The sequence below is a fragment of the Pseudomonas hamedanensis genome (assembly GCF_014268595.2).
In the GTDB taxonomy this organism is placed as follows: domain Bacteria; phylum Pseudomonadota; class Gammaproteobacteria; order Pseudomonadales; family Pseudomonadaceae; genus Aquipseudomonas; species Aquipseudomonas hamedanensis.
This window is the reverse complement of the sequence record NZ_CP077091.1, coordinates 4,850,927-4,874,481: the sequence shown is the minus strand read 5'-3', so window position 1 is coordinate 4,874,481 and position 23,555 is coordinate 4,850,927. Positions and strand designations below refer to the sequence as shown.

The 23,555-nt window shown below is 60.1% G+C and carries 23 protein-coding genes; 16 read left to right on the top strand and 7 right to left on the bottom strand.

Annotated features, from left to right (window positions below):
- The first annotated feature begins 3 nt into the window (after nucleotides 1–3).
- Together HU739_RS21210 and HU739_RS21205 are read left to right on the top strand one after the other, a co-directional pair.
- The gene (locus tag HU739_RS21210; protein WP_186547001.1) at nucleotides 4–1,314 is read left to right on the top strand and encodes an MFS transporter; all 1,311 of its coding nucleotides are present in this window, start codon (nucleotides 4–6) and stop codon (nucleotides 1,312–1,314) included.
- Between the two features lie 60 nt (nucleotides 1,315–1,374).
- On the top strand, nucleotides 1,375–2,178 hold the full coding sequence (locus HU739_RS21205; protein WP_186547002.1) for an IclR family transcriptional regulator: 804 nt from the start codon (nucleotides 1,375–1,377) through the stop codon (nucleotides 2,176–2,178).
- A gap of 26 nt (nucleotides 2,179–2,204) precedes the next feature.
- On the opposite strand, the gene HU739_RS21200 is transcribed toward HU739_RS21205, so the two are convergent.
- Nucleotides 2,205–3,257, bottom strand: coding sequence for an NAD(P)-dependent alcohol dehydrogenase (locus HU739_RS21200; RefSeq protein WP_186547003.1), 1,053 nt, complete (start codon nucleotides 3,255–3,257; stop codon nucleotides 2,205–2,207).
- A 191-nt stretch (nucleotides 3,258–3,448) separates the two neighbouring features.
- Between HU739_RS21200 and HU739_RS21195 the strand changes: the two genes are divergently transcribed.
- Entirely contained in the window at nucleotides 3,449–4,339 is an 891-nt protein-coding gene (locus HU739_RS21195; RefSeq protein ID WP_186547004.1) for an AraC family transcriptional regulator, read from the top strand.
- Between the two features lie 183 nt (nucleotides 4,340–4,522).
- Here the strand turns inward: HU739_RS21195 and HU739_RS21190 are convergent, their stop codons facing one another.
- On the bottom strand, nucleotides 4,523–6,187 hold the full coding sequence (locus HU739_RS21190) for an electron transfer flavoprotein-ubiquinone oxidoreductase (protein WP_186547005.1): 1,665 nt from the start codon (nucleotides 6,185–6,187) through the stop codon (nucleotides 4,523–4,525).
- A 551-nt stretch (nucleotides 6,188–6,738) separates the two neighbouring features.
- Here HU739_RS21190 and HU739_RS21185 point away from each other — a divergent pair.
- From HU739_RS21185 to HU739_RS21140, 10 genes are all read left to right on the top strand, one after another.
- Nucleotides 6,739–7,488, top strand: coding sequence for an electron transfer flavoprotein subunit beta/FixA family protein (locus HU739_RS21185; RefSeq protein ID WP_003226982.1), 750 nt, complete (start codon nucleotides 6,739–6,741; stop codon nucleotides 7,486–7,488).
- Nucleotide 7,489: 1 nt separating this feature from the next.
- Entirely contained in the window at nucleotides 7,490–8,419 is a 930-nt protein-coding gene (locus tag HU739_RS21180) for an electron transfer flavoprotein subunit alpha/FixB family protein (protein WP_186547006.1), read from the top strand.
- An 80-nt stretch (nucleotides 8,420–8,499) separates the two neighbouring features.
- Complete coding sequence (locus HU739_RS21175; protein ID WP_186547007.1) at nucleotides 8,500–9,321, top strand: substrate-binding periplasmic protein; 822 nt, start codon at nucleotides 8,500–8,502, stop codon at nucleotides 9,319–9,321.
- A 9-nt stretch (nucleotides 9,322–9,330) separates the two neighbouring features.
- The gene (locus tag HU739_RS21170; RefSeq protein WP_186547008.1) at nucleotides 9,331–9,693 is read left to right on the top strand and encodes a DUF4398 domain-containing protein; all 363 of its coding nucleotides are present in this window, start codon (nucleotides 9,331–9,333) and stop codon (nucleotides 9,691–9,693) included.
- Nucleotides 9,690–10,502, top strand: coding sequence for an OmpA family protein (locus tag HU739_RS21165; RefSeq protein ID WP_186547009.1), 813 nt, complete (start codon nucleotides 9,690–9,692; stop codon nucleotides 10,500–10,502). The genes HU739_RS21170 and HU739_RS21165 overlap by 4 nt, the downstream gene beginning before the upstream one ends.
- 202 nt (nucleotides 10,503–10,704) lie before the next feature.
- On the top strand, nucleotides 10,705–12,144 hold the full coding sequence (locus HU739_RS21160; protein WP_024013893.1) for an aminotransferase-like domain-containing protein: 1,440 nt from the start codon (nucleotides 10,705–10,707) through the stop codon (nucleotides 12,142–12,144).
- A 78-nt stretch (nucleotides 12,145–12,222) separates the two neighbouring features.
- Nucleotides 12,223–12,693, top strand: coding sequence for a translation initiation factor 2 (locus HU739_RS21155; RefSeq protein WP_186547010.1), 471 nt, complete (start codon nucleotides 12,223–12,225; stop codon nucleotides 12,691–12,693).
- 166 nt (nucleotides 12,694–12,859) lie between these two features.
- Nucleotides 12,860–13,114: a YkgJ family cysteine cluster protein gene (locus HU739_RS21150; protein WP_186547011.1), complete on the top strand. Its 255-nt coding sequence runs from the start codon at nucleotides 12,860–12,862 to the stop codon at nucleotides 13,112–13,114.
- Between the two features lie 41 nt (nucleotides 13,115–13,155).
- Nucleotides 13,156–13,761, top strand: a complete 606-nt coding sequence (locus HU739_RS21145; RefSeq protein ID WP_186547012.1) for an START domain-containing protein — start codon at nucleotides 13,156–13,158, stop codon at nucleotides 13,759–13,761.
- 313 nt (nucleotides 13,762–14,074) lie between these two features.
- Nucleotides 14,075–16,168: an LTA synthase family protein gene (locus tag HU739_RS21140; RefSeq protein WP_186547013.1), complete on the top strand. Its 2,094-nt coding sequence runs from the start codon at nucleotides 14,075–14,077 to the stop codon at nucleotides 16,166–16,168.
- Between the two features lie 72 nt (nucleotides 16,169–16,240).
- On the opposite strand, the gene HU739_RS21135 is transcribed toward HU739_RS21140, so the two are convergent.
- Nucleotides 16,241–16,393: a DUF3309 family protein gene (locus HU739_RS21135; protein WP_003183939.1), complete on the bottom strand. Its 153-nt coding sequence runs from the start codon at nucleotides 16,391–16,393 to the stop codon at nucleotides 16,241–16,243.
- 330 nt (nucleotides 16,394–16,723) lie between these two features.
- Between HU739_RS21135 and HU739_RS21130 the strand changes: the two genes are divergently transcribed.
- The 3 genes from HU739_RS21130 (at nucleotide 16,724) to csrA (ending at nucleotide 18,254) form a co-directional block, all read left to right on the top strand.
- Complete coding sequence (locus HU739_RS21130) at nucleotides 16,724–17,539, top strand: SDR family oxidoreductase (RefSeq protein WP_186547014.1); 816 nt, start codon at nucleotides 16,724–16,726, stop codon at nucleotides 17,537–17,539.
- 63 nt (nucleotides 17,540–17,602) lie between these two features.
- Nucleotides 17,603–17,935 carry a YnfA family protein gene (locus HU739_RS21125; protein ID WP_186547015.1) on the top strand — a complete coding sequence of 111 codons (333 nt, stop codon included), beginning with the start codon at nucleotides 17,603–17,605 and terminating at the stop codon, nucleotides 17,933–17,935.
- 133 nt (nucleotides 17,936–18,068) lie between these two features.
- Complete coding sequence (gene csrA / locus HU739_RS21120) at nucleotides 18,069–18,254, top strand: carbon storage regulator CsrA (protein ID WP_186547016.1); 186 nt, start codon at nucleotides 18,069–18,071, stop codon at nucleotides 18,252–18,254.
- A 5-nt stretch (nucleotides 18,255–18,259) separates the two neighbouring features.
- On the opposite strand, the gene HU739_RS21115 is transcribed toward csrA, so the two are convergent.
- From HU739_RS21115 to HU739_RS21100, 4 genes are all read right to left on the bottom strand, one after another.
- Nucleotides 18,260–18,487 (bottom strand): YheU family protein, encoded by a 228-nt coding sequence (locus tag HU739_RS21115; RefSeq protein ID WP_003192759.1) that lies wholly within the window; start codon nucleotides 18,485–18,487, stop codon nucleotides 18,260–18,262.
- Between the two features lie 158 nt (nucleotides 18,488–18,645).
- Nucleotides 18,646–19,836, bottom strand: coding sequence for an osmoprotectant NAGGN system M42 family peptidase (locus tag HU739_RS21110; protein ID WP_186547169.1), 1,191 nt, complete (start codon nucleotides 19,834–19,836; stop codon nucleotides 18,646–18,648).
- Between the two features lie 169 nt (nucleotides 19,837–20,005).
- A complete protein-coding gene (ngg, locus tag HU739_RS21105; RefSeq protein WP_186547017.1) occupies nucleotides 20,006–21,751 on the bottom strand; it encodes an N-acetylglutaminylglutamine synthetase in 1,746 nt (581 codons plus the stop codon).
- 3 nt (nucleotides 21,752–21,754) lie between these two features.
- Complete coding sequence (locus HU739_RS21100) at nucleotides 21,755–23,527, bottom strand: N-acetylglutaminylglutamine amidotransferase (RefSeq protein WP_186547018.1); 1,773 nt, start codon at nucleotides 23,525–23,527, stop codon at nucleotides 21,755–21,757.
- Nucleotides 23,528–23,555 lie beyond the last annotated feature (28 nt).

Here is a 23,555-nt window from a genome sequence, read left to right as displayed (position 1 = left end):
CTCATGCAAACGCACACCCTCACCGGGCAGGCGTCTTTAGTCACGCCTAGCCGCAAGCGTTTTTTCATCATGGTGTTGCTGTTTATCACCGTGGTCATCAACTACCTGGACCGCAGCAACCTGTCGATTGCCGCGCCGGCGCTGACCAGTGAGCTGGGCATCGATCCGGTTCACGTCGGGCTGATTTTTTCCGCCTTCGGCTGGACCTACGCCGCCATGCAGATTCCCGGCGGCTGGCTGGTCGATCGCGTGCCGCCACGGATCCTCTACAGCGTGGCGCTGCTGCTGTGGTCGGTGGCCACGGTGATGCTCGGTTTCGTCAGCAGTTTCATTGCGCTGTTCGTGCTGCGCATGGCCGTCGGAGCGCTGGAAGCGCCCGCGTATCCGATCAACAGCCGCGTGGTGACGACCTGGTTCCCCGAGCGTGAACGCGCCACGGCAATTGGTTTCTACACGTCCGGGCAGTTCGTAGGTCTGGCCTTCCTGACACCGGTACTGGCCTGGCTGCAACACACATTCGGCTGGCACATGGTTTTCGTTGTGACTGGCGCGGTCGGCATTCTCTGGGCGGTGATCTGGTACGCCGTGTATCGCGAGCCGCGCGACTTCAAGGGCGCCAACGAAGCAGAAATCGATCTGATCCGCGAGGGTGGCGGGCTGGTCGATATCCAGGCCGAGACGGCCAGAGTCAAAGCCAAATTCAGCTGGACCGATCTCGGCGTCGTCCTCAGCAAGCGCAAGTTGTGGGGCATCTACCTCGGCCAGTTCTGCCTGAATTCGACGCTGTGGTTTTTCCTCACGTGGTTCCCGACCTACCTGGTGAAATACCGCGGCATGGATTTCATCAAGTCCGGCCTGCTGGCGTCGCTGCCGTTTCTCGCCGCGTTCGTGGGTGTGCTGTGTTCGGGGTTCTTCTCCGACTTCCTGATCCGCCGTGGCTACAGCGTGGGCTTCGCACGTAAATTGCCGATCATTGGTGGCCTGCTGATTTCGACCTCGATCATTGGCGCCAACTTCGTTGAGTCGACGCCGCTGGTGATTGCCTTTCTTGCGCTGGCATTTTTCGGTAACGGTCTGGCGTCGATCACGTGGTCGCTGGTCTCGACACTGGCCCCGGCCCGTCTGCTTGGCCTGACCGGTGGCGTGTTCAACTTCATCGGCAACTTGTCGGCGATTGCCACGCCGATCGTCATCGGCTTCCTTGCCAGCGGTGATTCGTTCGCCCCGGCCATCACCTACATCGCTGTGCTCGCGCTGGTCGGCGCTTTGTCCTACGTGCTGCTGGTGGGCAAGGTCGAGCGTATCGAGTTGTAGTGCTCAGCATCGGGCGACCATAATGCCGCCCGTTCCCTCGCTCAACGGTAAAGGCTGGATATGCAGGAAGACGCTCCGGAAAAAACCAGGGAGGCCGCGCCCACCGGCACCCAGACACTGCTGCGCGGCCTCGGTGTGGTGCAGGCCGTCGCCAGCGGCGCCCGTGATCTCAAGGAGATTGCCCGGCTGATCGGCACCACGCGCAGCACCACCCATCGCCTGGCCAGTTGCCTGGTCGACGAACGCTATCTGCGTGTGGTGCCACAGATCGGTTATCTGCTCGGGCCGAAGCTGATCGAGCTGGGCTTTCAGGCGCGCGAAGAGTTGCCGTTGGTGACGTTGGCCGGACCGTACCTTGACGAGTTGTCGGCGCTGACCGGCGACACCGTGCATCTGGGCATCCGCGAAGGTGACGAAGTGCTGTATCTGTTGAAGAATCCTGGACGCAATGGTCCGGAGATGCGTTCACGGGTCGGCCATCGCATGCCGCTGGTGCGCACCGGGATCGGCAAGGCGTTGATGCTTGATGACTCGCCGCAGGATTGGCAACGGCTGTACGACATCAGCCTGCCGGCGGGTGGGAAAAGTCAGTTCTGGCCGCAGCATCCCCAGCAGTCGTGGGAGCAGCTCGAGCAGCGCATGACCGAATACGTGGCGGGCGGCTACGCGTTCGATCTGGAAGACAACGAACCATCGATCCGCTGCGTGGCGGCGCCGATTCGCGATGCGAGCAAGGGTATTGTCGCGGCGATCAGTATCGCCAGCACCGTGCCGTACATGCCGCTGGAAAAGATGGCCGAGTTGATTCCCCTGCTTAAAGGGGTCACAACCCGGCTGTCGGCGGAGCTAGGCTTGAAGGTGTAAGTCTTGAAGGTGTAAACCTTGAAGGTTTAAGCCTTCAGCGTCGCCATGTCGATGACAAAACGGTATTTCACGTCACCGGCGATCATCCGGGCGTAGGCTTCGTTGATCTGGCGGATGTCGAGCATTTCGATGTCGCAGGTAATGTTGTGCTCGGCGCAGAAATCCAGCACTTCCTGGGTTTCGGCGACACCGCCGATCAGGGAACCGGCCAGCACACGACGGCTCATCACCAGTTTGCCGGCGTGGACCGGTGGGTTAACTGGCTCGATCAGACCGACCAGAATGTGCACGCCGTCAAACCGCAGGGTGTCGAGGTACGGATTGAGGTCGTGCTGCACCGGAATGGTGTCGAGCAGGAAGTCGAAATACCCGGCGGCGGCTTTCATTTGCTCGGCGTCGGTGGAGACGATCACATGATCGGCGCCCTGACGACGGCCTTCCTCGGCTTTGCTCGCCGAACGGGTGAACAGGGTCACTTCCGCGCCCATGGCTTTGGCAAACTTGATGCCCATGTGGCCCAGACCACCCATGCCAAGAATCCCGACCTTGTCGCCCGCTTTGACACCGTAGTGCTTGAGCGGCGAGTAGGTGGTGATGCCGGCGCAGAGAATCGGCGCGGCGCTGGCCAGTGCCAGTTTTTCCGGAATGCGCACCACAAAGTGTTCGCTGACGACGATGCTGTCCGAATAACCGCCCATGGTGTTGCTGCCGTCCACCCGGTCTGGCGTGGCGTAGGTCATGGTCGGGCCTTCGAGGCAATATTGTTCCAGATTCGACTGGCAGGCTTCGCAGGTGCGGCAAGAGTCGACCATGCAGCCAACACCGACCAGATCGCCCACTTTATGCCGGGTGACATTCGCACCGACAGCGGTGACTTTTCCGACGATCTCGTGGCCGGGCATCAACGGATAAACGGCGATTCCCCATTCATTGCGCGCCTGATGGATGTCGGAATGGCAGACGCCGCAGTAGAGAATTTCGATCGCCACGTCGTCGGCCCGTGGGCTGCGGCGTTCGAATTTCATCGGGGCGAGGGGTGTGGTGGCCGATTGGGCGGCATAGCCGATGGCGGTGTACATGAGTGACCTCGCAAAAGCAGTGACAAGTGAGGCGGTGCATTCTGGGCGCCGACTGAGCGTGCGGCCATGGCGATTCCTCCGGGTCTCATGCCTAATTCTCCGGCATGCAGGTTTTGACGGTCGCAGGGGGCAACGGATCTGCGATGATGTTTTCATCCCTTTTTCCCTGATTTTTGCGAAGACTTTTTTCGATGCAGTTAACTCGTCATCTTGATGCCAACGCCCGGCTGGTTTCGCTGATCGAACCGCTGGCGCTGCGTGATGGTTACAGCCAGACCGGCTTGCCCGGCGTGCAAGTGCTGCGCGCCAGTTGCGATGTCGCCCGTGGCCCGCACATTTACGAGCCGAGCCTGATGATCATCGCCCAGGGCAGCAAACTGGCGTTCCTCGGCCCGCGGACCATGGAATATGGCGCCGGGCATTACCTGATTCAGGCACTGCCGGTGCCCTTCGAGTGCGAAACCTTTGCCTTGCCCGACGCACCCTTGCTCGGTGTCTCGGTGGCAATTGATCGGGTCCAGCTCGGTGAGTTGGTGTTGGCGATGGGCCTGGCGCCGGGGCGGCATATCCCGGCGCAGACGCCAGAATCGATGACCTCTGTGGTGCTCGACGATGACATGCGTGGCTGTGTCGAGCGGCTGCTCAGTTGCCTGCACGATCCGCTGGAATGTCAGATTCTCGGTCCGGCGCGGGTGCGCGAGTTGTTGTTCGTCGCGCTACGCGGGCCGCAGGCGGATGTCTTGCGCGCGCTGGTGGAAAAGCAGGGGCAGTTCGCGCGGGTGGCGGCTTCGATCAGCCATCTGCACGCGCATTACACCGAGCCGTTGAACGTCGAGACCCTGGCCGGTTGCGCGAACATGAGCGTGTCGACGTTTCATGAGCATTTCAAACGCAGCACGTTATTGTCGCCGGTGCAGTATCTGAAGCGGCTGAGGTTGCTCAAGGCGCAGACCTTGCTGGTGGCCGAAGGCCTGGGCGTGGCGCAGGTGGCGCATCGGGTGGGGTATCAAAGCACGTCGCAATTCAGCCGCGAGTACAAACGTTATTTTGAGCGTAGCCCGGGAGACGAACGCGCCGCCTAAGTCGACGAAGATCCCCTGTAGGAGTGAGCCTGCTCGCGATAGCGGTATGTCTGTGCCAATGATGCTGGCTGACACACCGTTATCGCGAGCAGGCTCACTCCTACAGTTGTTTTGTGGTGTCAGAGGAATTTTGGGCAACAAAAAGGCCCCCATGTCGGGAGCCTCTTCGTTCAGCGCATCGACTTACATGTTCGGGTAAGTCGGTCCACCAGCACCTTCCGGCGTGACCCAGGTGATGTTCTGCGCAGGGTCCTTGATGTCACAGGTCTTGCAGTGCACGCAGTTCTGGGCGTTGATCTGGAAGCGCTTTTCGCCGTCTTCCTTGGTGATCACTTCGTATACGCCGGCCGGGCAGTAGCGCTGCGCTGGTTCGTCGTACAGCGGCAGGTTTTTGCTGATCGGAATGCTCGGATCGGTCAGCTTCAGGTGGCAGGGCTGCTCTTCTTCGTGGTTGGTGCCGGAGATGAACACCGAACTCAGTTTGTCGAAGCTCAGCTTGCCGTCGGGTTTCGGGTAATCGATCTTCTTGCAGTCGGCCGCCAGCTTGAGGCAGGCGTAGTCCGGCTTGGTGTCGCGCAGGGTGAACGGCAGCTTGCCGCCGAAGATGTTCTGGTCGAGCCAGTTGAAACCGCCGCCGATGATCGCGCCGTATTTGTGGATCGCCGCGCCGAAGTTGCGGCTGGCAAACAGTTCTTCGTGCAGCCAGCTGTTCTTGAATGCGTCGACATAAGTGGTCAATTCGACTGTGCAGTCTTGCTCGGCGAACAGCGCATCAGCGACCGATTCAGCGGCGAGCATGCCGGACTTCATTGCGGTGTGGCTGCCTTTGATCTTGGCGAAGTTCAGCGTGCCGAGGTCGCAACCGATCAGCGCGCCGCCCTTGAAGACCATTTTCGGCAGCGAGTTCAGGCCGCCCTTGGCAATGGCGCGGGCACCGTAGCTGATGCGCTTGCCGCCTTCCAGATACTGCGCGAGTACCGGGTGATGCTTGAGGCGCTGGAATTCGTCGAACGGCGACAGGTAGGTGTTGCTGTAGGACAGGTCAACGATCAGGCCGACGACCACTTGGTTGTTTTCCAGGTGGTAGAGGAACGAGCCGCCGGTGTTCTCGGTGCCCATGATGTCCAGCGGCCAGCCGGCGGTGTGCACCACCAGGCCTGGCTGGTGTTTCGCCGGGTCGATTTCCCAGATTTCCTTCAGGCCTATACCGTAGTGTTGAACGTCGGCATCGCTGTCGAGGTTGTAGCGCTTGATCAGTTGCTTGCCGATGTGGCCACGGCAGCCTTCAGCGAACAGTGTGTACTTGCCGCGTAGTTCCATGCCCGGGGTGTACAGGCCTTCTTTCGGGTTGCCTTCGCGGTCGACGCCCAGATCACCGGTGATGATCCCGCGCACTACACCGTTTTCGTCGATCAGCGCTTCCTGGGCGGCGAAGCCGGGATAGATTTCCACGCCGAGGTTTTCGGCCTGCTGGGCCAGCCAGCGGCACAGGTTGCCCAGGGAAATGATGTAGTTGCCTTCGTTGTGCATGGTCTTGGGCACAAAGAAGTCTGGAATTTTCTGTGCGCTTTCGGCGTTTTTCAGCACGAAAATGTCATCGCGAGCGACCGGCGTGTTCAGCGGCGCGCCAAGTTCTTTCCAGTCCGGGAACAATTCGTTCAGAGCGCGCGGTTCAAACACCGCACCGGAGAGGATGTGTGCGCCGACTTCGGAGCCTTTTTCGACCACGCAGACGCTGATTTCCTTACCGGCATCAGCGGCCTTCTGCTTCAAGCGGCAGGCGGCGGACAGACCAGCGGGGCCGGCACCGACGATGACGACGTCGAATTCCATGTATTCGCGTTCCACAGGCTATCTCCTACTCAAGGCTCAACAGTTTTTTTTCTAATTTGGAGGTTTGATGTCGCATCCGTATTGCCTTTACGTTAACGTCAAAGGGAATATTGGCGAATCCACCTTTCTCTCTAGGCGGCGCATTATATCTACACCACTCTCAGCGTCCAATACAAACGTTTGTTTGAATCGGCTCCAGCCCAGAGAAATCAAAGAAGCGCGGCTTATGAATGGTCATTTTGCTGTATTGACCGGAATAGGTGTTCCGGTCAAGATACGGGCGGTTTTGCGCTAGTCGTAAGCAGACTGGCGGTTTCAAGAGCACCTCTAAAGACAGGGCGCAGGCAGCGTCAGGTGATGCGCAGCGCAGCTTGGGCGCGCAGTTTACACCGCGTGAAGATCGATGACTGCTCAGTCACCCCTGACGAACGGTTATCAGCCTTTGTAACGTGCAATCACCCGGCAGACCCGTCGGCGTTTTTAGAGGTGCCCTTTTAGCCTGATGAGCATCAACCGCCAGGTTCGCCTAGGCGACTTTCTTTTCACCGGAGAGTAACGAGGAATCCATGAAGGTTCTTGTAGCTGTCAAACGCGTTGTGGATTACAACGTCAAGGTTCGCGTCAAGGCGGACAATTCCGGCGTAGACCTCGCCAACGTCAAGATGTCGATGAACCCGTTCTGCGAAATCGCAGTGGAAGAAGCCGTACGCCTGAAAGAAAAAGGTGTTGCGACTGAAATCGTCGTCGTCTCCATCGGCCCGTCCACCGCTCAGGAACAGCTGCGCACTGCACTGGCTCTGGGCGCCGACCGCGCCATCCTCGTCGAATCCGCTGAAGACCTGACCTCGCTCGCCGTGGCCAAGCTGCTCAAGGCTGTGGTCGACAAGGAACAGCCTCAACTGGTGATCCTCGGCAAACAGGCCATCGACAGCGACAACAACCAGACCGGCCAGATGCTCGCGGCACTGAGCGGCTACGGTCAGGGCACGTTCGCCTCGAAAGTCGAAGTCTCTGGCGACAGCGTTGCCGTGACTCGCGAAATCGACGGCGGCGCGCAGACCGTTTCGCTGAAACTGCCGGCCATCGTCACCACCGACCTGCGTTTGAACGAGCCGCGCTACGCGTCCCTGCCAAACATCATGAAAGCCAAGAAGAAGCCTCTCGAAGTGCTGACTCCGGACGCTTTGGGCGTTTCCACCGCCTCCACCAACAAGACCCTGAAAGTCGAAGCGCCGGCTGCACGCAGCGCGGGCATCAAGGTCAAGTCGGTGGCTGAACTGGTCGAGAAACTGAAAAACGAAGCGAAGGTAATCTGACATGACTATCTTGGTAATCGCTGAACACGACAACAAAGTGCTGGCCCCGGCCACGCTGAACACCGTGGCTGCTGCGGCCAAAATTGGCGGCGACATCCACGTTCTGGTAGCCGGTCAGGGCGCAGGCCCAGTGGCTGACGCCGCGGCGAAAATCGCTGGCGTGAGCAAAGTCCTCAACGCTGACAACGCCGCTTACGCGCACCAGCTGCCGGAAAACGTAGCGCCGCTGGTTGCAGAGCTGGGCGCTGGCTACAGCCACATCCTGGCCGCCGCCACCTCCAACGGTAAAAACATCCTGCCGCGCGTTGCTGCTGCGCTGGACGTCGATCAGATCTCCGAGATCATCTCGGTAGAAAGCGCTGACACCTTCAAGCGTCCGATCTACGCCGGTAACGCCATCGCTACCGTGCAATCGACTGCCGCAATCAAAGTCATCACCGTGCGTGCCACCGGTTTCGACCCGGTTGCCGCTGAAGGTGGTTCGGCGGCCGTTGAAGCCGTGGGTGCTGCGCACGACGCCGGTACTTCGAGCTTCGTCAGCGAAGAGCTGGCCAAGTCCGATCGTCCCGAACTGACCGCTGCCAAGATCGTCGTTTCCGGCGGTCGCGGCATGCAGAACGGTGACAACTTCAAACACCTGTACGCGCTGGCCGACAAGCTCGGCGCTGCTGTGGGCGCCTCGCGCGCTGCGGTCGACGCAGGTTTTGTACCGAACGACATGCAGGTTGGCCAGACCGGCAAGATCGTTGCGCCTCAGCTGTACATCGCCGTCGGTATCTCCGGCGCGATCCAGCACCTGGCCGGCATGAAAGACTCCAAAGTGATCGTGGCGATCAACAAGGACGAAGAAGCGCCGATCTTCCAGGTGGCCGATTACGGCCTGGTGGCGGATCTGTTCGAAGCAATCCCTGAGCTGGAGAAGCTGGTCTAATCCGGCGGCTTCACTTATAAAGAGCCCGGCCTGATGGTCGGGCTTTTTTTTGTTTCGGATTTGACTGGGAGCGTTTCGCCATGGATCTGCGTCGCAGGTTGTTATTGGGATTGATCCTGTTACCGGGCGTGGCCGCGGCCGCCGGCAAGTGCGAGCGCCTCGTCGTCACCGGCAGCCCGGACGCGCCGCCGTACCTGTGGCAGGATCCGCAGAATCCGAAGCTGTTGATCGGTGCCAGCGCCGATCTGTTGCAGCACGTCGCCAAGGACCTCGGTATCAAGGTCGAATTGCTTTATGCCGGCAAACGCGCGCAAGCCCTCGATGAAGTGCGCAGCGGGCGCATGGACCTGCTGGCCGACGCGCCGCTGGTCGTCAACGAGCTGGAAAACCTCGACTACATCCATCCGCCGTTGCTGGAAAATGACTACCTGGTGTGGACGCGCAAAGGCTCGACGTTGCTGTACGGCGAAGCCATGGACTTGCGCGGGCACACCGGCGGTGTGTCGGAAAAGTCTCGAATGACCCAGGCATTCGGCACTTTCGCCGAGCAGAATCTGACCCTTACCCGGACAGCCAACCTCACCCAGGCCTTTCAGAAATTGCTGCTGGGCGAAGTTGAATATGTACTCGCCGGACGTTACTCAGGCATGGCCGCCGCGCAGGCACTGGGCATGACCGAGGACCTGCTGGCCTTCGAACAACCGATCGATCGACCGGGCCTGTTCCTCGCGGTTTCCCATAACTCGGCCTGCAACGATCCGTGGTTGCGCGGACAGCTGGCAAAAAAGATGACAGAATTGCCCGCGTCCGGACTGACGGAAGCCGCGCTGCAACGCAACATCGAGCGCTGGAAGGCGCAGCAGCAACAGCCACCACAACCTGTCAGTGCCCCAAAACAGTAGGGATTCTTAGTGAGTAATCGACTTCTTTTCGCGGCGGTGGCCGTGCTGGCCCTGGCCGGCTGCGCAACCGATCCGGCACCTAACGAACAAATGCGTTTGACCGAACAGGCCATCGCCCAGGCCAAGGCTGTCGGTGCAACGGCCGACGAAGTCCCGCAAATGCAACTGGCCGAAACCAAGTACAACCGGGCCAAAGGCAACATGGCAGACGAGTCCTATCGCAATGCGCGCATGCGCGCCGAACAGGCCGAACTGGATGCCCGTCTGGCCGAAGCCAAGGTGCTGACGCAAAAAAGCGAAGAACAACTGAACGTGCTCAATACCCGCATCGTCCGCCTACGCAAGCAACTGCAACTGGGGGAGGCCCAATGAGCCTCAAATCCAGTGTATTCGGCGCCTTGCTCCTCGCCGGTTGCGCGAGCCTCTACGGCTGCGCCGGCCAGCACAGCGAAGCGGCCCTGCAACAGGCCGGTGCCGACTTCCAGAAAGTCAAAGAAGACTCCAACGTGCTGCGCATCGCGCCGAAAGACGTGATCCGCGCCGGAGAATCGCTGGCGCGTGCCGATCGCTTGTCGACCTATTGGGGCAGTGGTTCGGACGTGGTGCATTACGCCTACCTGAGCCAGCGCTACAGCGAAATCGCCCGTGAGCACACCAATCAGGTGCTCAACGAAGAGCGTGCCGCCAAGCTCGAACTGGAACGCCAGCGCCTGCAACTGGCCCTGCGCGAGTCGAAACTGCTGAGCGTGCAACAGCAGGGCAAGTGGCTCGAAGAACAGATCGTCGCGCTCGCTACCACGCAAACGGATCGTGGTCTGGTAATGACCCTGGGCGACGTGTTGTTCGACACCGGCCAGGCCGAGCTGAAGAACTCCGCCAACCGCGTGGTGCTGAAGATCGTGCAGTTCTTGCAGCTGAATCCGAAACGCGTGGTGCGCATCGAGGGCTACACCGACAGCACGGGCGGCAAGCAGGAAAACCTCAAGCTGTCCCGCGACCGCGCACAATCGGTGGCCGATGTGCTGATCGATTTGGGTATCGACGAAAAACGCATCCAGGTCGAAGGTTACGGCGATGAATATCCCGTGGATGCCAACGCGTCCGAACGCGGACGGGCGCAGAATCGGCGCGTGGAGATTGTTTTCTCCGACGAGAAAGGCCAGCTCGGCGCCGCCCGCTGAGGGAGGCGTCATTGGGAAGCCCGGCCTGTGATGCAGAGCCGGGCTTTTTTTCGTCTGTCGACTGGCGCGCAAAACAGTACAGACAGGGGCTGACACCGCACTGTATGGTCGACTAAAGTGGCAACTGTCCCAGTACACTTCCCAACTGTTCCGGTATTGTTTCACACAAGAATAAAATGCCCGTGAAATCGAGTGCTGCGTCATGACCAATCTCTTGCTTTACCAGCGTATTGCTCAGCAACTGGCCGAAGACATCCGCCGCGGTGTCTATCAACCGGGAGAGCGCGTGCCTTCGGTGCGCAAGATGAGTTCGCAGCTCAATGTCAGTCATGCGACGGTGTTGCAGGCGTATGCCAACCTTGAAGATCAAGGGCTGATCCGCGCCCGTCCACAGTCCGGTTACTACGTCCACCAGACGCCCGCACTGACGGCGCCGACCCCGGACATCGCCCGGGTCGAACGGCCAGGACTGGTCACCCGCAGCAGCATCATTCAGCAGGTCCTGGTCGAGTCTCGCCGCGAGGGCGTGTTCCCGTTGGGCGCCGCGGTGCCCAGTGTCGATTATTTGCCGGTCCGCGCGCTGCATCAGCAACTGGCCAAGGTCACGCGTTTTCATAGTCCGCGGGCGTTCAGCTATATGTTCAGCCCGGGATTCGAGCCGCTGCGGCGGCAAGTCGCGATTCGCATGCGTGACGCCGGCGTAGTGGTCGACCCCTCGGAAGTGGTGATCACCCACGGCTGCGTCGATGCTCTGCAAATGTCACTGCGCGTACTGACCCGGCCGGGCGATCTGATCGCGGCCGAATCACCGACCTACTACGGGCTGCTGCAACTGGCTGATCTGCTGGGCCTGAAAGTCATCGAGATTCCCAGCGATCCGGCCACTGGCATGAGCCTTGAAGCGTTGCAACTGGCCGCCAACCAATGGTCGATCAAGGCACTGGTGCTGACCACACGGCTGAGCAATCCGCTGGGCGGCACCATGCCCGAAGAGCGGCAGAAACAACTGCTGCGCCTGGCCTCGGATTTCGATATCCAGATTGTCGAAGACGACATTTACGGTGAATTGATGTTCGAGCAGGGCCGCACCAAGGCCCTCAAGGCCTACGACCGGCTTGATCGAGTGATTTACTGTTCGAGCTTTTCCAAGACGTTGTCGCCCGGCGTGCGCATCGGCTGGATGATCGCTGGCAAGTATCAGCAGGAAATCCAGCGCTTGCAGACATTCAGTACCCATTCGGCCTGCAGCGTGACGCAGATGGCCATCGCCGCCTACCTTGAGAACGGCGGCTATGACCGGCATTTACGGTACATCCGTCAGGAATACCGAAAAAATCTCAGTGCTTTCCAGTTGGCGGTGCAGCAACACTTCCCCGAAGGCACGCAAATGTCCCGGCCCACGGGCGGTTTCATCCTGTGGGTGAGCTTGCCGGGGCGGGTCAACACGCAGGAATTGCATGTCCGCGCGTTGCAGCAGGGCATCAGCATCGCACCGGGCCTGATCTTCAGTAATACCGAGCAGTTCAACCACTGCATCCGCCTGAACTGCGGGATCCCATGGAACCGCGAGGCGGAGAGGGCGTTGATGACACTCGGGTTGCTGGCGACCCAACTGTGTCAGGAAACGGCTGGCGGATTCTGAACGAGCGGCAGGTCAGGCTTGTCTTGTCGCGCACAACAGGCGAGCATGTGGCCCTCTGCCGTTAGTCTTGTTGGGTCCATGAAAGCGATTGTTCCTGCCGCGTGGGTATTGCTGGGTTTACTGGTGATGGGTCAGGCACCCAGTGTCATGGCGGCTGCTCCCCAGGAAAAGCCGGCAGCGACCCATAAGACCAACAAGGCCGTCAAGACCGCGGCACCGGTGAAGAAAGCCCAGTCCAAAAAAGCCACCCCGGCAAAGAAGCGACGCCCGGTAGCTTCCAAGTCGAAATCTGCCAGCGAAGTGGCGAAAACCAAATTGCCGCCGGCAAAACTCGATCTCAGCCTGCCCAAAGACCTGGTTGAGGAATTGAAACCCAAGGGCGCAGTGGAATTGCCCAAACGCGAGGCAATCCTGCCGCAGATGTTTGGCGAAAAAGACAGCGGCTTCCAGCTCAACGGCCGTTTGCTCAGCAACGAAATGCAATTGCAACTGCGTGAAGAACGCCGCGAAGTTGAAGGCGCTGCCCTGGATTTCGAATTCAAACAGTGACTAACAGCCACCTCTGACCCGCAGAACAGACGCTTTGCCTGTGACTGCGCAGTCACTTTCAGTTATCGCGCAAAACCCGGTTCAGGCAATTTGAAACAGCCGTTTTAGCGGTTACTCTGTGCCCCGTCTCCTTTAACACATCGTCCGTCGCGAGGATTGGTTCGTCATGAAATGCCGTGAAGGCTGTGGCGCTTGCTGCATTGCCCCCTCCATCAGTTCGCCGATCCCCGGCATGCCCGATGGCAAACCTGCCGGTGAACGTTGCGTGCAACTCTCGGTCGATAACCTGTGCAATATTTTCGGTCGCCCGGAACGCCCGCCGGTCTGTTCAGGGTTCGCTGCGGATGTTGAAGTCTGTGGCGCCAGCTCGGAAGAGGCGATCAGGTTGATCGGCTGGTGGGAGCGAATGACCGCGGCGTGATGTGTCAAACGAACGGAACTTCAACAATAAGGAATAAGACTATGGGTTCGCTGCATCGTATCGCCGTGTTGTGTGGATTGACCGCTGTGCTCGCCACCTCGATGGCTCAGGCTGAAGAGTGGAAAGTCGCCAAGAACGAACAGGGCATCAAGGTTTCCCTGAGCGAAGTGCCAGGTTCGGACTACAAGGCCTATCAGGGCGTTGCGCTGATGAAGACCACCGTCGCCAAACTGCGCGCCTTGCAGGAAGATGTCGCGGGTGCATGCGCCTGGATTCACGAGTGCAAGTCCCAGAAGCTGCTCGAGCATGAAGGCGATCAGAGCTGGACCTATTCTCAGTTCAATACGCCATGGCCGGTGACCCCGCGTGACTCGGTGTTGAAGATCACCACCCTTGAAGGCACTGACGGCAGCCTGACCCGCAACCTTGAAGGCGTGCCGACCTATCTGCCGGAAGAGAAAGGCTTTGTGCGTGTCACCGAAGTCAAAGGCTTCTGGAAATTCGTACCCAAGGGCGATCAGGTCGAAGTGACCTATCAGGTGCACACCAATCCTGGCGGCAGTGTGCCGGCGATGGTGGCTAACAAGTTCGTTGTCGACGCGCCGTTCAACACGCTCAAAGCGCTGAAAGAACGCGCCGAGAAATAATTGCCGCACCGACTGCAGAACGCCCCGACCGGTTCGGGGCGTTTTGTTTGTTCTTTATATTGTGTTTCCGGATATGCGTTGCACGAAATTTTCACAAAGTGTCCAAGACAATTCGCCCGCACTTTTGCACGTTGTCTCGCCTGTGCTGCTTTAAATGAAAGTGTCAGCGGGCAGGGCAGTAATCAATGGCAATGGTGTGGATGATCGTGCAACATTTGCGCACTGCGCACGCCCCGGGGTCTGGAATGACCAATAGAGGGCATGGCGCCGCTGTATTTTTGCAACTTCAACTTCCAATGGGTCCTAAAACGACATGGCAAACCCGGACGCCCTGAATCAGCAGCGATCTTCTGCTCGCCTGCTGCAACCGACCGTCAAATCGCATCTGGCCTACACGCTGCTTTGTGCGCTGGTCATGATGGTGATGTTTTCCGTGCTGCGCCTCGCGCTGCTGGTCTACAACCGCGAGATGATCCTCGACACTCCGGCTTCGACGTTCCTCGAAGCCTTCGCCAATGGCCTGCGTTTTGACCTGCGCCTGGTGGTCTACCTGTGCATTCCGCTGGTGCTGTCGCTGTTCAGCGCCCGCGCCATGGCGGCACGCGGCTTCTTCCGTCTGTGGCTGACGGTCGCTTCGAGCATCGCGCTGTTCCTCGGCCTGATGGAGATGGACTTCTACCGCGAGTTCCACCAGCGCCTCAACGGCCTGGTGTTCCAGTACGTGAAAGAAGACCCGAAAACCGTGATGAGCATGCTCTGGTACGGTTTCCCGGTGGTGCGCTATCTGCTGGCGTGGGTCATCGGCACGGTCATTCTGACCCTGGCGTTCAAGGGCGCCGACCGCGCCACACGTCCGCGCGGGCCATTCAGCGGAGGCAGCGTCAGCAGCCGTCAGGTGGCGCCGTGGTACACCCGTCTGGCGGTGTTCGTGGTTTGCCTGCTGATCTGCGTGGTTGCCGCGCGTGGCACCCTGCGTCAGGGCCCGCCCATGCGTTGGGGCGATGTCTACACCACCGATTCGAACTTCGCCAACCAGCTCGGCCTCAACGGCACGCTGTCGCTGATCGCCGCCGCCAAATCGCGCATGGGCGAGGACCGTGACAACATCTGGAAAGCCACGCTGCCGCAAGAACAGGCGCAGCAAGTCGTGCGAGACATGCTGGTGATGGCCGACGAGAAACTGGTCGATGCCGACATCGCCGCGGTGCGCCGCGACTACACGCCACCGGCTGACAAGACCCTGCCGATCAAGAACGTCGTCGTGATCCTGATGGAAAGCATGGCCGGTCACTCGGTGGGTGCGCTGGGTGCGCCGGGCAATATCACTCCGTATCTGGACAAGCTGTCGAAGGAGGGTCTGCTGTTCGACCGTTTCTTCTCCAACGGCACCCACACCCACCAAGGCATGTTCGCGACCATGGCCTGCTTCCCCAATCTGCCAGGTTTCGAATACCTGATGCAGACGCCGGAAGGCAGCCACAAGCTGTCGGGCCTGCCGCAGTTGCTCAGCGCCCGTGACTACGACGACGTCTATGTCTACAACGGCGACTTCGCCTGGGACAACCAGTCGGGTTTCTTCAGCAACCAGGGCATGACCAACTTCGTTGGCCGTAACGACTTCGTCAACCCGGTGTTCTCCGATCCGACCTGGGGCGTGTCCGACCAGGACATGTTCGATCGTGGCCTGCAGGAGCTCAAGGCGCGGGAAAACGGCAAGCCGTTCTATGCGCTGTTGCAGACGCTGTCCAACCACACGCCATACGCCTTGCCGACGCCATTGCCGGTCGAGCGCGTCACTGACCGTGGCAGCCTCAACGAACACCTGACTGCCATGCGCTACTCCGACTGGGCGCTGGGGCAGTTCTTCGAGAAGGCCCGCAAAGAGCCGTACTTCAAGGAAACCCTGTTCGTCATCGTCGGCGACCACGGCTTCGGCAACGAGCGCCAGATCACCGAGATGGACCTGGGCCGCTTCAACGTGCCAATGCTGATGATCGCGCCGGGCATCCAGGAAAAATTCGGCACCCGTGACCACACCGTGGGCACGCAGATCGACATCGTGCCGACCATCATGGGCCGTCTCGGTGGCGAAGTGCGTCACCAGTGCTGGGGCCGCGATCTGCTCAACCTGCCGCAAGGCGATACCGGTTTCGGCGTGATCAAACCGTCGGGCAGCGAGCAGACCACCGCCATCGTCACGGCCGATCAGATTCTGGTGCTGCCGCGTGACAAGGACATGGGGCCGAAGATCTGGCAATACCAGCTCGGTGCCAATCCGCACGCCGAAGTAGTGCCCAATGCACCGCGTACCGCTGAACTCAAACTCAAGCTGGAGTCGTTCCTGCAAACGGCGACCAAGAGTCTGATGGATAACACCGCCGGTGTGATCCACGGCAAACCGGACTGATGACTCGGTAAAGTCCATGCAATAAAAAAGAGGCCCTTGAAAAAGGGCCTCTTTTTTTACCGCTTCAAATCGTCATATCTTGCCGAGTAACAACAGCACCAGCAGCACGACCAACACCACGCCGATAATGCCCGACGGGCCATAACCCCAACTTCTGGAGTGCGGGAAGACCGGCAGACCACCGATCAGCAACAGGATCAGGATGATGATTAGAATTGTGCCCATGGGTGATTTCCTTGTTCAGAGTCTGGAAGAGTCTTGATGCTCAGTGGGCAGCTGGAGAGCAACTAAATTCCAGCCGGCTTACATGTTCCGACGTGCCCCAATGAAAAAAAATTCAATGTTTTTTTAATGTATTTGGATTGCTCGGTTATTTCGTTTTGAGCGAAAAGATCGCAGCCTCGTTGCACGCGACAGCGCCTACAGGGATTCATCGAAAATTAGCGCAGGCGCTGATCTTTTGATCCTGCATTCAGCAATCTGATGGAGCGTGGGCGCGCACGCTTCCTTCGCTACACTCCGCGCATCTTCCCCGGAACAACAAGGCTGTCTGTTATGCAAAATCGCATGATGATCACTGGCGCAGGCTCAGGCCTGGGTCGCGAAATCGCACTGCGCTGGGCGCGCGAAGGCTGGCACCTGGCCTTGTCCGACGTCAGCGAGCCCGGCCTGCAGGAAACCCTGAAAATGGTCCGCGAGGCGGGGGGCGACGGTTTTATCCAGCGCTGCGACGTGCGCGATTACAGCCAGCTCACCGCGTTCGCCCAAGCCTGCGAAGAGAAGCTTGGCGGCATCGACGTCATCGTTAATAACGCCGGTGTGGCCTCGGGTGGTTTCTTCAGTGAACTGTCGCTGGAAGACTGGGACTGGCAGATCGCGATCAACCTGATGGGGGTGGTCAAAGGCTGCAAAGCGTTCTTGCCGCTGCTGGAGCAAAGCAAGGGCAAGATCATCAACATCGCGTCCATGGCCGCCTTGATGCAAGGCCCGGCCATGAGTAACTACAACGTGGCCAAGGCCGGCGTGGTGGCGTTGTCGGAAAGTCTGTTGATTGAACTGGCACAGCAGGAAGTGGCCGTGCACGTGGTCTGTCCATCGTTCTTCCAGACCAACTTGCTTGACTCTTTCCGTGGTCCGACCCCGGCCATGAAAGCGCAGGTCGGTAAACTGCTGGAAAGTTCACCAATCAGCGCCGCCGACATTGCCGACTACATTTATCAGCAAGTTGCCGCTGGCGAATTCATGATTCTGCCCCACGAACAAGGGCGCATGGCCTGGGCCATCAAACAGAAAAACCCGCAACTGCTCTACAACGAAATGACCACCATGGCCGATAAAATGCGTGCCAAGGCCAAACAAAACAACGCTTGATCTTGTTCCCTGCACGCCGCGTCGTTAGGGTGACCGCCATGGTCACCCTGTCGAGACGCATCAATGCTCAATTACCTGTGGTTCTTCCTTGCGGCGTTGTTTGAAATCGCCGGTTGTTTCGCTTTTTATCTGTGGTTGCGTCAGGGCAAAAGCGCCTTATGGGTGATTCCCGCAGTGCTCAGTCTGACTGTGTTTGCGCTGTTACTCACCCGCGTCGACGCCGCTTACGCCGGTCGTGCCTATGCCGCTTATGGCGGGATTTATATCGTCGCCTCGATCGGCTGGCTGGCGGTGGTGGAGCGCGTGCGTCCTTTGGGATCGGACTGGATCGGTATGGCGCTGTGCGTCATCGGCGCCAGTGTGATTCTGTTCGGGCCGCGATTTTCCGCCGCTTGAGGTGTTTGTGGGAAGCGTCTGAAGGCTTGGTTCTGTCTGGTGTGTAGGGCAAAACTGATTTGTCGGCTACGGATTGTGCAGCGCCGCCAAGCCGCGCATCTTCAGGGTTTGTTAATCCTGAAGGACGAATCCCATGCTTGTACTCAGCCGTGTTGTCGGTGAGCTGATTTCAATCGGAGACGACATTACCTTGCGCGTGCTGTCGGTGAACGGTGGCAGTGTGCGCTTTGGTGTCGAGGCACCGCAGGAGGTCAATGTGCACCGCGCGGAAGTTTACCAGCGCATCCAGCGCAAACGCGCCGTCGAAAAGGCCCGCTGAGGGCCTCAGTCGAAAAGATGTTTGGGCACGTCGTGCTTGAGCATCAGTTGACACTGCTCGCTTTCAGGGTCGAAGACGATCAGCGCCTGGCCTTTGGTCAGCGCCTGCCGCACGCGCAATACGCGGGTTTCCAGCGGCGTGTCGTCGCCATTGTCGGTGCCGTCGCGGGTGACGAAATCCTCGATCAGGCGGGTGAGGGTGTCGACTTCAAGAGCGTCGTAGGGAATGAGCATGGGCACCTCGGCTGGATCAATGGCGCGATGCTACGGCGATTGGGTTTTGTCTGCCAGTTTTCTAGCCTGTGCCGGCCCGTTCGCGAGCAGGCTCGCTCCCACATGGAAATACGGTCTCCTGTGGGAGCGAGCCTGCTCGCGAAGGCGTCAACAAGGATTCAACTGTCGGAACGCTGCCCCACCAGACTGTCCACCGAAGGCACCCGGGTGTCGCTTTCCATCTGCGTTTCATGTTCGATCTGGTGGCTGAAGCGGTCGAGCGACGCATTGGCTGGCGCCGCATCGCTGGCAAACACCGGCGGGCTGAGAATGTAGGCCCCGAGCAAACGGCTCAGCGCCGCCAGACTGTCGATGTGCGTGCGTTCATAGCCGTGGGTCGCATCGCAGCCGAAGGCGAGCAGGGCGGTGCGGATGTCGTGGCCGGCTGTTACCGCTGAGTGCGCGTCACTGAAGTAGTAGCGGAACAGATCCCGGCGCACCGGCAGTTCATGCTCACCGGCCAGGCGCAGCAGATGCCGTGACAAGTGATAGTCGTAAGGCCCGCCGGAGTCCTGCATCGCCACACTGACGGCATGTTCGCTGGAGTGCTGGCCCGGCGCGACCGGCGCAATGTCGATGCCGACGAACTCACTGACGTCCCACGGCAGGGCCGCCGCCGCGCCACTGCCGGTTTCCTCGGTGATGGTGAACAGCGGATGGCAGTCGATCATCAGTTCCTGCCCGCTGTCGACGATGGCTTTGAGTGCGGCGAGCAGCGCCGCGACCCCCGCCTTGTCATCCAGATGGCGCGCGCTGATGTGGCCGCTTTCGGTGAATTCCGGCAGCGGGTCGAAGGCGACGACGTCACCGATGCTGATGCCCAGGGACTCGCAGTCGGCCTTGGTTGCGCAATAGGCGTCCAGGCGCAGTTCGACGTGGTCCCAACTGATCGGCATCTCGTCGACCTGAGTATTGAAGGCGTGTCCGGAGGCCAGCAAGGGCAGGACACTGCCGCGAATCACGCCGTTGTCGGTGAACAGGCTCACGCGACTGCCTTCGGCAAAACGGCTCGACCAGCAGCCGACCGGGGCGAGGGTCAGGCGGCCATTGTCCTTGATCGCGCGCACAGCGGCGCCGATGGTGTCCAGGTGGGCCGAAACGGCGCGGTCAGGACTGCTTTTTTTGCCCTTGAGCGTGGCGCGAATGGTTCCGCGGCGGGTCATTTCGAAGGGAATGCCAAGCTCCTCCAGCCGTTCGGCGACATAGCGCACGATGGTGTCGGTGAACCCTGTAGGGCTGGGAATGGCGAGCATTTCCAAGAGGACTTTCTGCAGGTAATTCAGATCCGGTTCGGGGATGTGTGAGGTCATGGTCATGGAAACTCCTGATGGGTTGAGCACACCGATGGTTTCGATGAGAAGGAATGTGCAGTGAATTTGAGGCCTCCATCGCGAGCAGGCTCACTCCTACAGGGGAATGCATTTCAGATGTAGGAGTGAGCCTGCTCGCGATGGCGATGGTGCATTCAGCGCATCAATTTCAAACAGCCGGCTGACTGTGCGGAAACAGCAGATCGACAAACCGCTCCGCCGTCGGCTGCGGTTCATGGTTGGCCAGGCCGGCGCGTTCGTTGGCTTCGATAAATACGTAGTCGGGCTGATCCGCCGCCGGCACCATCAGGTCGAGACCAACCATCGGGATATCCAGCGCCCGCGCTGCGCGCACCGCCGCATCGATCAGGGCCGGATGGAGAATGTCGGTAACATCTTCCAGCGTGCCACCGGTGTGCAGATTGGCGGTGCGCCGCACGAACAAATGCTCGCCCGCCGGCAGAACGCTGTCGTAGCCATAGCCGGCCGCCTGTAGCGTGCGCTCGGTTTCCTGATCCATCGGGATTTTGCTCTCGCCACCCGTGGCGGCCTGACGGCGCCGGCTCTGCGCCTCGATCAGCGCGCGAATCGAATGCTGGCCGTCGCCGACCACTTGCGCAGGCTTGCGAATCGCCGCCGCAACGACCTCAAACCCAATCACCAGAATGCGCAGGTCGAGCCCCTCGTGAAAGCTCTCCAGCAACACGCGAGCGTCAAATTGCCTGGCGGTTTCGATGGCTTGCTGCACCTCTTCGATGCTGCGCAAATCCACCGCCACGCCCTGACCTTGTTCACCGTCAAGGGGTTTGACCACCACCCGCTGATGCTCATCGAGAAACGCCAGGTTGTCGTCGGCATTGCCTGCCAACTGCTGCGCGGGCAAATTCAATCCGGCGGCTTTGAGTACTTTGTGGGTCAGGCTTTTGTCCTGGCACAGGGTCATGCTGATGGCGCTGGTCAGGTCGCTCAACGATTCGCGGCAACGCACCCGGCGACCGCCATGGCTGAGGGTGAACAGCCCGGCGTCGGCGTCATCGACCTGCACATCGATGCCGCGCCGATGGGCTTCTTCGACAATGATCCGCGCATACGGGTTGAAGTTGGCTTCCGGCCCCGGGCCGAGAAACAGCGATTGGTTGATGCCATTCTTGCGCTTGATCGCGAAGGTCGGCAGGTTGCGGAACCCCAGTTTCGCGTAGAGGTTTTTCGCCAGGCGATTGTCATGCAGCACCGACAAATCCAGATAGGCCAGACCGCGACTCATGAAGTGCTCGACCAGATGCCGTACCAACACTTCACCGACGCCGGGACGCGTGCAATGCGGATCGACCGCCAGGCACCACAGGCTGCTGCCGTGTTCCGGGTCGTTGAACGCATTCTGATGGTTGAGGCCCATGACGCTGCCAATCACTGCGCCGCTGTCTTCATCCTCGGCCAGCCAATACACCGGGCCGCCCTGATGATGCGGGGTGAGTAACTCGGGATCGATCGGCAGCATGCCGCGCGCCTGATACAAACGATTGATGCCTTGCCAGTCCGCCTCGCTCTGCGCGCGGCGAATGCGGAACCCGCGAAACACCCGGGTCGCCTGGCGGTAATCGCTGAACCACAGACGCAAGGTGTCGGAGGGATCGAGAAACAACTGCGTCGGTTCCAGGCCCAGAATCTGTTGCGGCGCGGCGACGTACAGCGCGATGTCGCGCTCGCCCGGTTGCTCGTTGAGCAACTCCTGCGCCAGCGAGGCCGGATCGGGAAACGTGTGGCCGATCAGCAGTCGGCCCCAGCCGCAATGCACGGCAATCGGCGCGGTGGCCGGTTCGCTGCCGTCTTCGGCCAGGCGCGCCTGCAACCGTTCATACGAGGGCGACTGACCACGTAGCAGGCGTTGGTTGATGGACGTGGGGTGGGGTTTCATCGATCAGATTCCTTGTTCACTGAGCCACAGGTTCAGGGCCGCCAGTTGCCACAGTTTCGAACCGCGCAACGGGGTCAACTGGCCTTGCGGATCAGTCAAAAGCTTGTCGAGCATGGTCGGGTTGAACAGGCCGCGATCCTGGCTGGGATCAAGCAACAGGTCGCGTACCCAATTGAGCGTGTCGCCCTGCAAGTGCTTGAGGCCCGGTACCGGGAAGTAGCCTTTCTTGCGATCGATCACTTCGCTTGGAATGACTCGACGCGCAGCTTCCTTCAGCACTTGCTTGCCGCCATCGGGCAGCTTGAATTTGCCCGGAACGCGGGCCGACAGTTCGACCAGTCGATAATCCAGAAACGGCGTACGCGCTTCCAGACCCCAGGCCATGGTCATGTTGTCGACGCGTTTGACCGGGTCATCGACCAGCATCACCGTGCTGTCCAGGCGTAAGGCTTTGTCCACCGCGGCATCGGCGCCAGGCTGGGCAAAGTGCTCTTTGACGAAGTCGCCGGCCGCATCGTGGTCGACCAGCCATTTCGGCTGCACGGTCGCCGCGTAGTCGTCGTAGCTGCGATCGAAGAACGCATCGCGATAGGCGGCGTAAGGATTCGCCGCGCCGTCGACTTGCGGGTACCAGTGGTAACCGGCGAACAACTCATCCGCGCCTTGGCCGCTCTGTACCACTTTGCAGTGCTTGGCCACTTCCCGGGACAACAGATAGAAAGCGATGCAGTCGTGGCTGACCATCGGCTCGCTCATCGCGCGGAACGCGGCGGGCAGTTGCTCGATGATTTCCTTCTCGTCGATTCGCAACTGATGGTGGCGGGTGCCGTAGTGCCTGGCGATCAGGTCCGAATACTGGAACTCATCGCCGCGTTCGCCACCGGCGTCCTGGAAGCCGATGGAGAAGGTCGACAGGTTCTCAACGCCGACTTCGCGCAGCAGACCGACGAGCATGCTCGAATCGACACCGCCGGACAGCAGCACACCGACGTCGACCGCTGCACGCTGCCGAATCGCCACCGCTTCGCGGGTGCTGTCGAGCACACGGTCGACCCAGTCTTCGAGGTTGAGGTTTTTCTCGTCCTCGCGCGGGCCGTAGGGCAAGGTCCACCAGGTTTTCTGTTCGGTGCGGCCATCGGCCTCGACGCGCATCCAGGTGGCTGGCGGCAGTTTCTCGATACCCGCCAGCAGGGTGCGCGGTGCCGGAACCACCGCGTGGAAGTTCAGGTAATGGTTGAGCGCTACCGGATCGAGGATCGGGTTGATGTCGCCGCCCTTGAGCAGTGCCGGCAATGCCGAGGCAAACCGCAGGCGTGGCCCGGTCCGCGACAGGTACAACGGCTTGACGCCGAGACGGTCGCGGGCGATGAACAGACGCTGGTTGTCACGCTCCCAAATGGCAAAGGCAAACATACCGTTGAGCTTGGGCAGCAGCGCTTCGCCCCAGGCGTGATAGCCCTTGAGCAACACTTCGGTGTCACCGTCGGAATAGAAGGCGTAACCCAGCGCTTCGAGTTCAGCGCGCAATTCGGGGAAGTTGTAGATCGCCCCGTTGAAGGCGAGTGAGAGGCCCAACTGACTGTCGATCATCGGCTGCGCCGAGCCGTCCGACAGGTCCATGATTTTCAGGCGTCGATGGCCCAGGGCAATCGGCCCTTGGGCATGAAAGCCCCACGCGTCAGGGCCGCGAGGCGCCAGGTGATGGGTGATTCGCTCGATGGCTGCAAGGTCTGCAGGTTGTTGATCAAAACGTAACTCGCCAGCTAATCCACACATAAAGTCCTTACCGGTTTTTCCGTTGGGG

What these genes read in the sequence shown, in the direction of transcription:
- HU739_RS21200 (WP_186547003.1), bottom strand. Translation starts at nt 3,257, where the DNA reads ATGTACACCGCCATCGGCTATGCCGCCCAATCGGCCACCACACCCCTC.
- HU739_RS21140 (WP_186547013.1), top strand. Translation starts at nt 14,075, where the DNA reads ATGGCAAACCCGGACGCCCTGAATCAGCAGCGATCTTCTGCTCGCCTG.
- csrA (WP_186547016.1), top strand. Translation starts at nt 18,069, where the DNA reads ATGCTTGTACTCAGCCGTGTTGTCGGTGAGCTGATTTCAATCGGAGAC.
- HU739_RS21180 (WP_186547006.1), top strand. Translation starts at nt 7,490, where the DNA reads ATGACTATCTTGGTAATCGCTGAACACGACAACAAAGTGCTGGCCCCG.
- HU739_RS21185 (WP_003226982.1), top strand. Translation starts at nt 6,739, where the DNA reads ATGAAGGTTCTTGTAGCTGTCAAACGCGTTGTGGATTACAACGTCAAG.
- HU739_RS21205 (WP_186547002.1), top strand. Translation starts at nt 1,375, where the DNA reads ATGCAGGAAGACGCTCCGGAAAAAACCAGGGAGGCCGCGCCCACCGGC.
- HU739_RS21175 (WP_186547007.1), top strand. Translation starts at nt 8,500, where the DNA reads ATGGATCTGCGTCGCAGGTTGTTATTGGGATTGATCCTGTTACCGGGC.
- HU739_RS21210 (WP_186547001.1), top strand. Translation starts at nt 4, where the DNA reads ATGCAAACGCACACCCTCACCGGGCAGGCGTCTTTAGTCACGCCTAGC.
- HU739_RS21160 (WP_024013893.1), top strand. Translation starts at nt 10,705, where the DNA reads ATGACCAATCTCTTGCTTTACCAGCGTATTGCTCAGCAACTGGCCGAA.
- HU739_RS21150 (WP_186547011.1), top strand. Translation starts at nt 12,860, where the DNA reads ATGAAATGCCGTGAAGGCTGTGGCGCTTGCTGCATTGCCCCCTCCATC.
- HU739_RS21100 (WP_186547018.1), bottom strand. Translation starts at nt 23,527, where the DNA reads ATGTGTGGATTAGCTGGCGAGTTACGTTTTGATCAACAACCTGCAGAC.
- HU739_RS21195 (WP_186547004.1), top strand. Translation starts at nt 3,449, where the DNA reads ATGCAGTTAACTCGTCATCTTGATGCCAACGCCCGGCTGGTTTCGCTG.
- ngg (WP_186547017.1), bottom strand. Translation starts at nt 21,751, where the DNA reads ATGAAACCCCACCCCACGTCCATCAACCAACGCCTGCTACGTGGTCAG.
- HU739_RS21155 (WP_186547010.1), top strand. Translation starts at nt 12,223, where the DNA reads ATGAAAGCGATTGTTCCTGCCGCGTGGGTATTGCTGGGTTTACTGGTG.
- HU739_RS21125 (WP_186547015.1), top strand. Translation starts at nt 17,603, where the DNA reads ATGCTCAATTACCTGTGGTTCTTCCTTGCGGCGTTGTTTGAAATCGCC.
- HU739_RS21165 (WP_186547009.1), top strand. Translation starts at nt 9,690, where the DNA reads ATGAGCCTCAAATCCAGTGTATTCGGCGCCTTGCTCCTCGCCGGTTGC.
- HU739_RS21110 (WP_186547169.1), bottom strand. Translation starts at nt 19,836, where the DNA reads ATGACCTCACACATCCCCGAACCGGATCTGAATTACCTGCAGAAAGTC.
- HU739_RS21130 (WP_186547014.1), top strand. Translation starts at nt 16,724, where the DNA reads ATGCAAAATCGCATGATGATCACTGGCGCAGGCTCAGGCCTGGGTCGC.
- HU739_RS21115 (WP_003192759.1), bottom strand. Translation starts at nt 18,487, where the DNA reads ATGCTCATTCCCTACGACGCTCTTGAAGTCGACACCCTCACCCGCCTG.
- HU739_RS21145 (WP_186547012.1), top strand. Translation starts at nt 13,156, where the DNA reads ATGGGTTCGCTGCATCGTATCGCCGTGTTGTGTGGATTGACCGCTGTG.
- HU739_RS21135 (WP_003183939.1), bottom strand. Translation starts at nt 16,393, where the DNA reads ATGGGCACAATTCTAATCATCATCCTGATCCTGTTGCTGATCGGTGGT.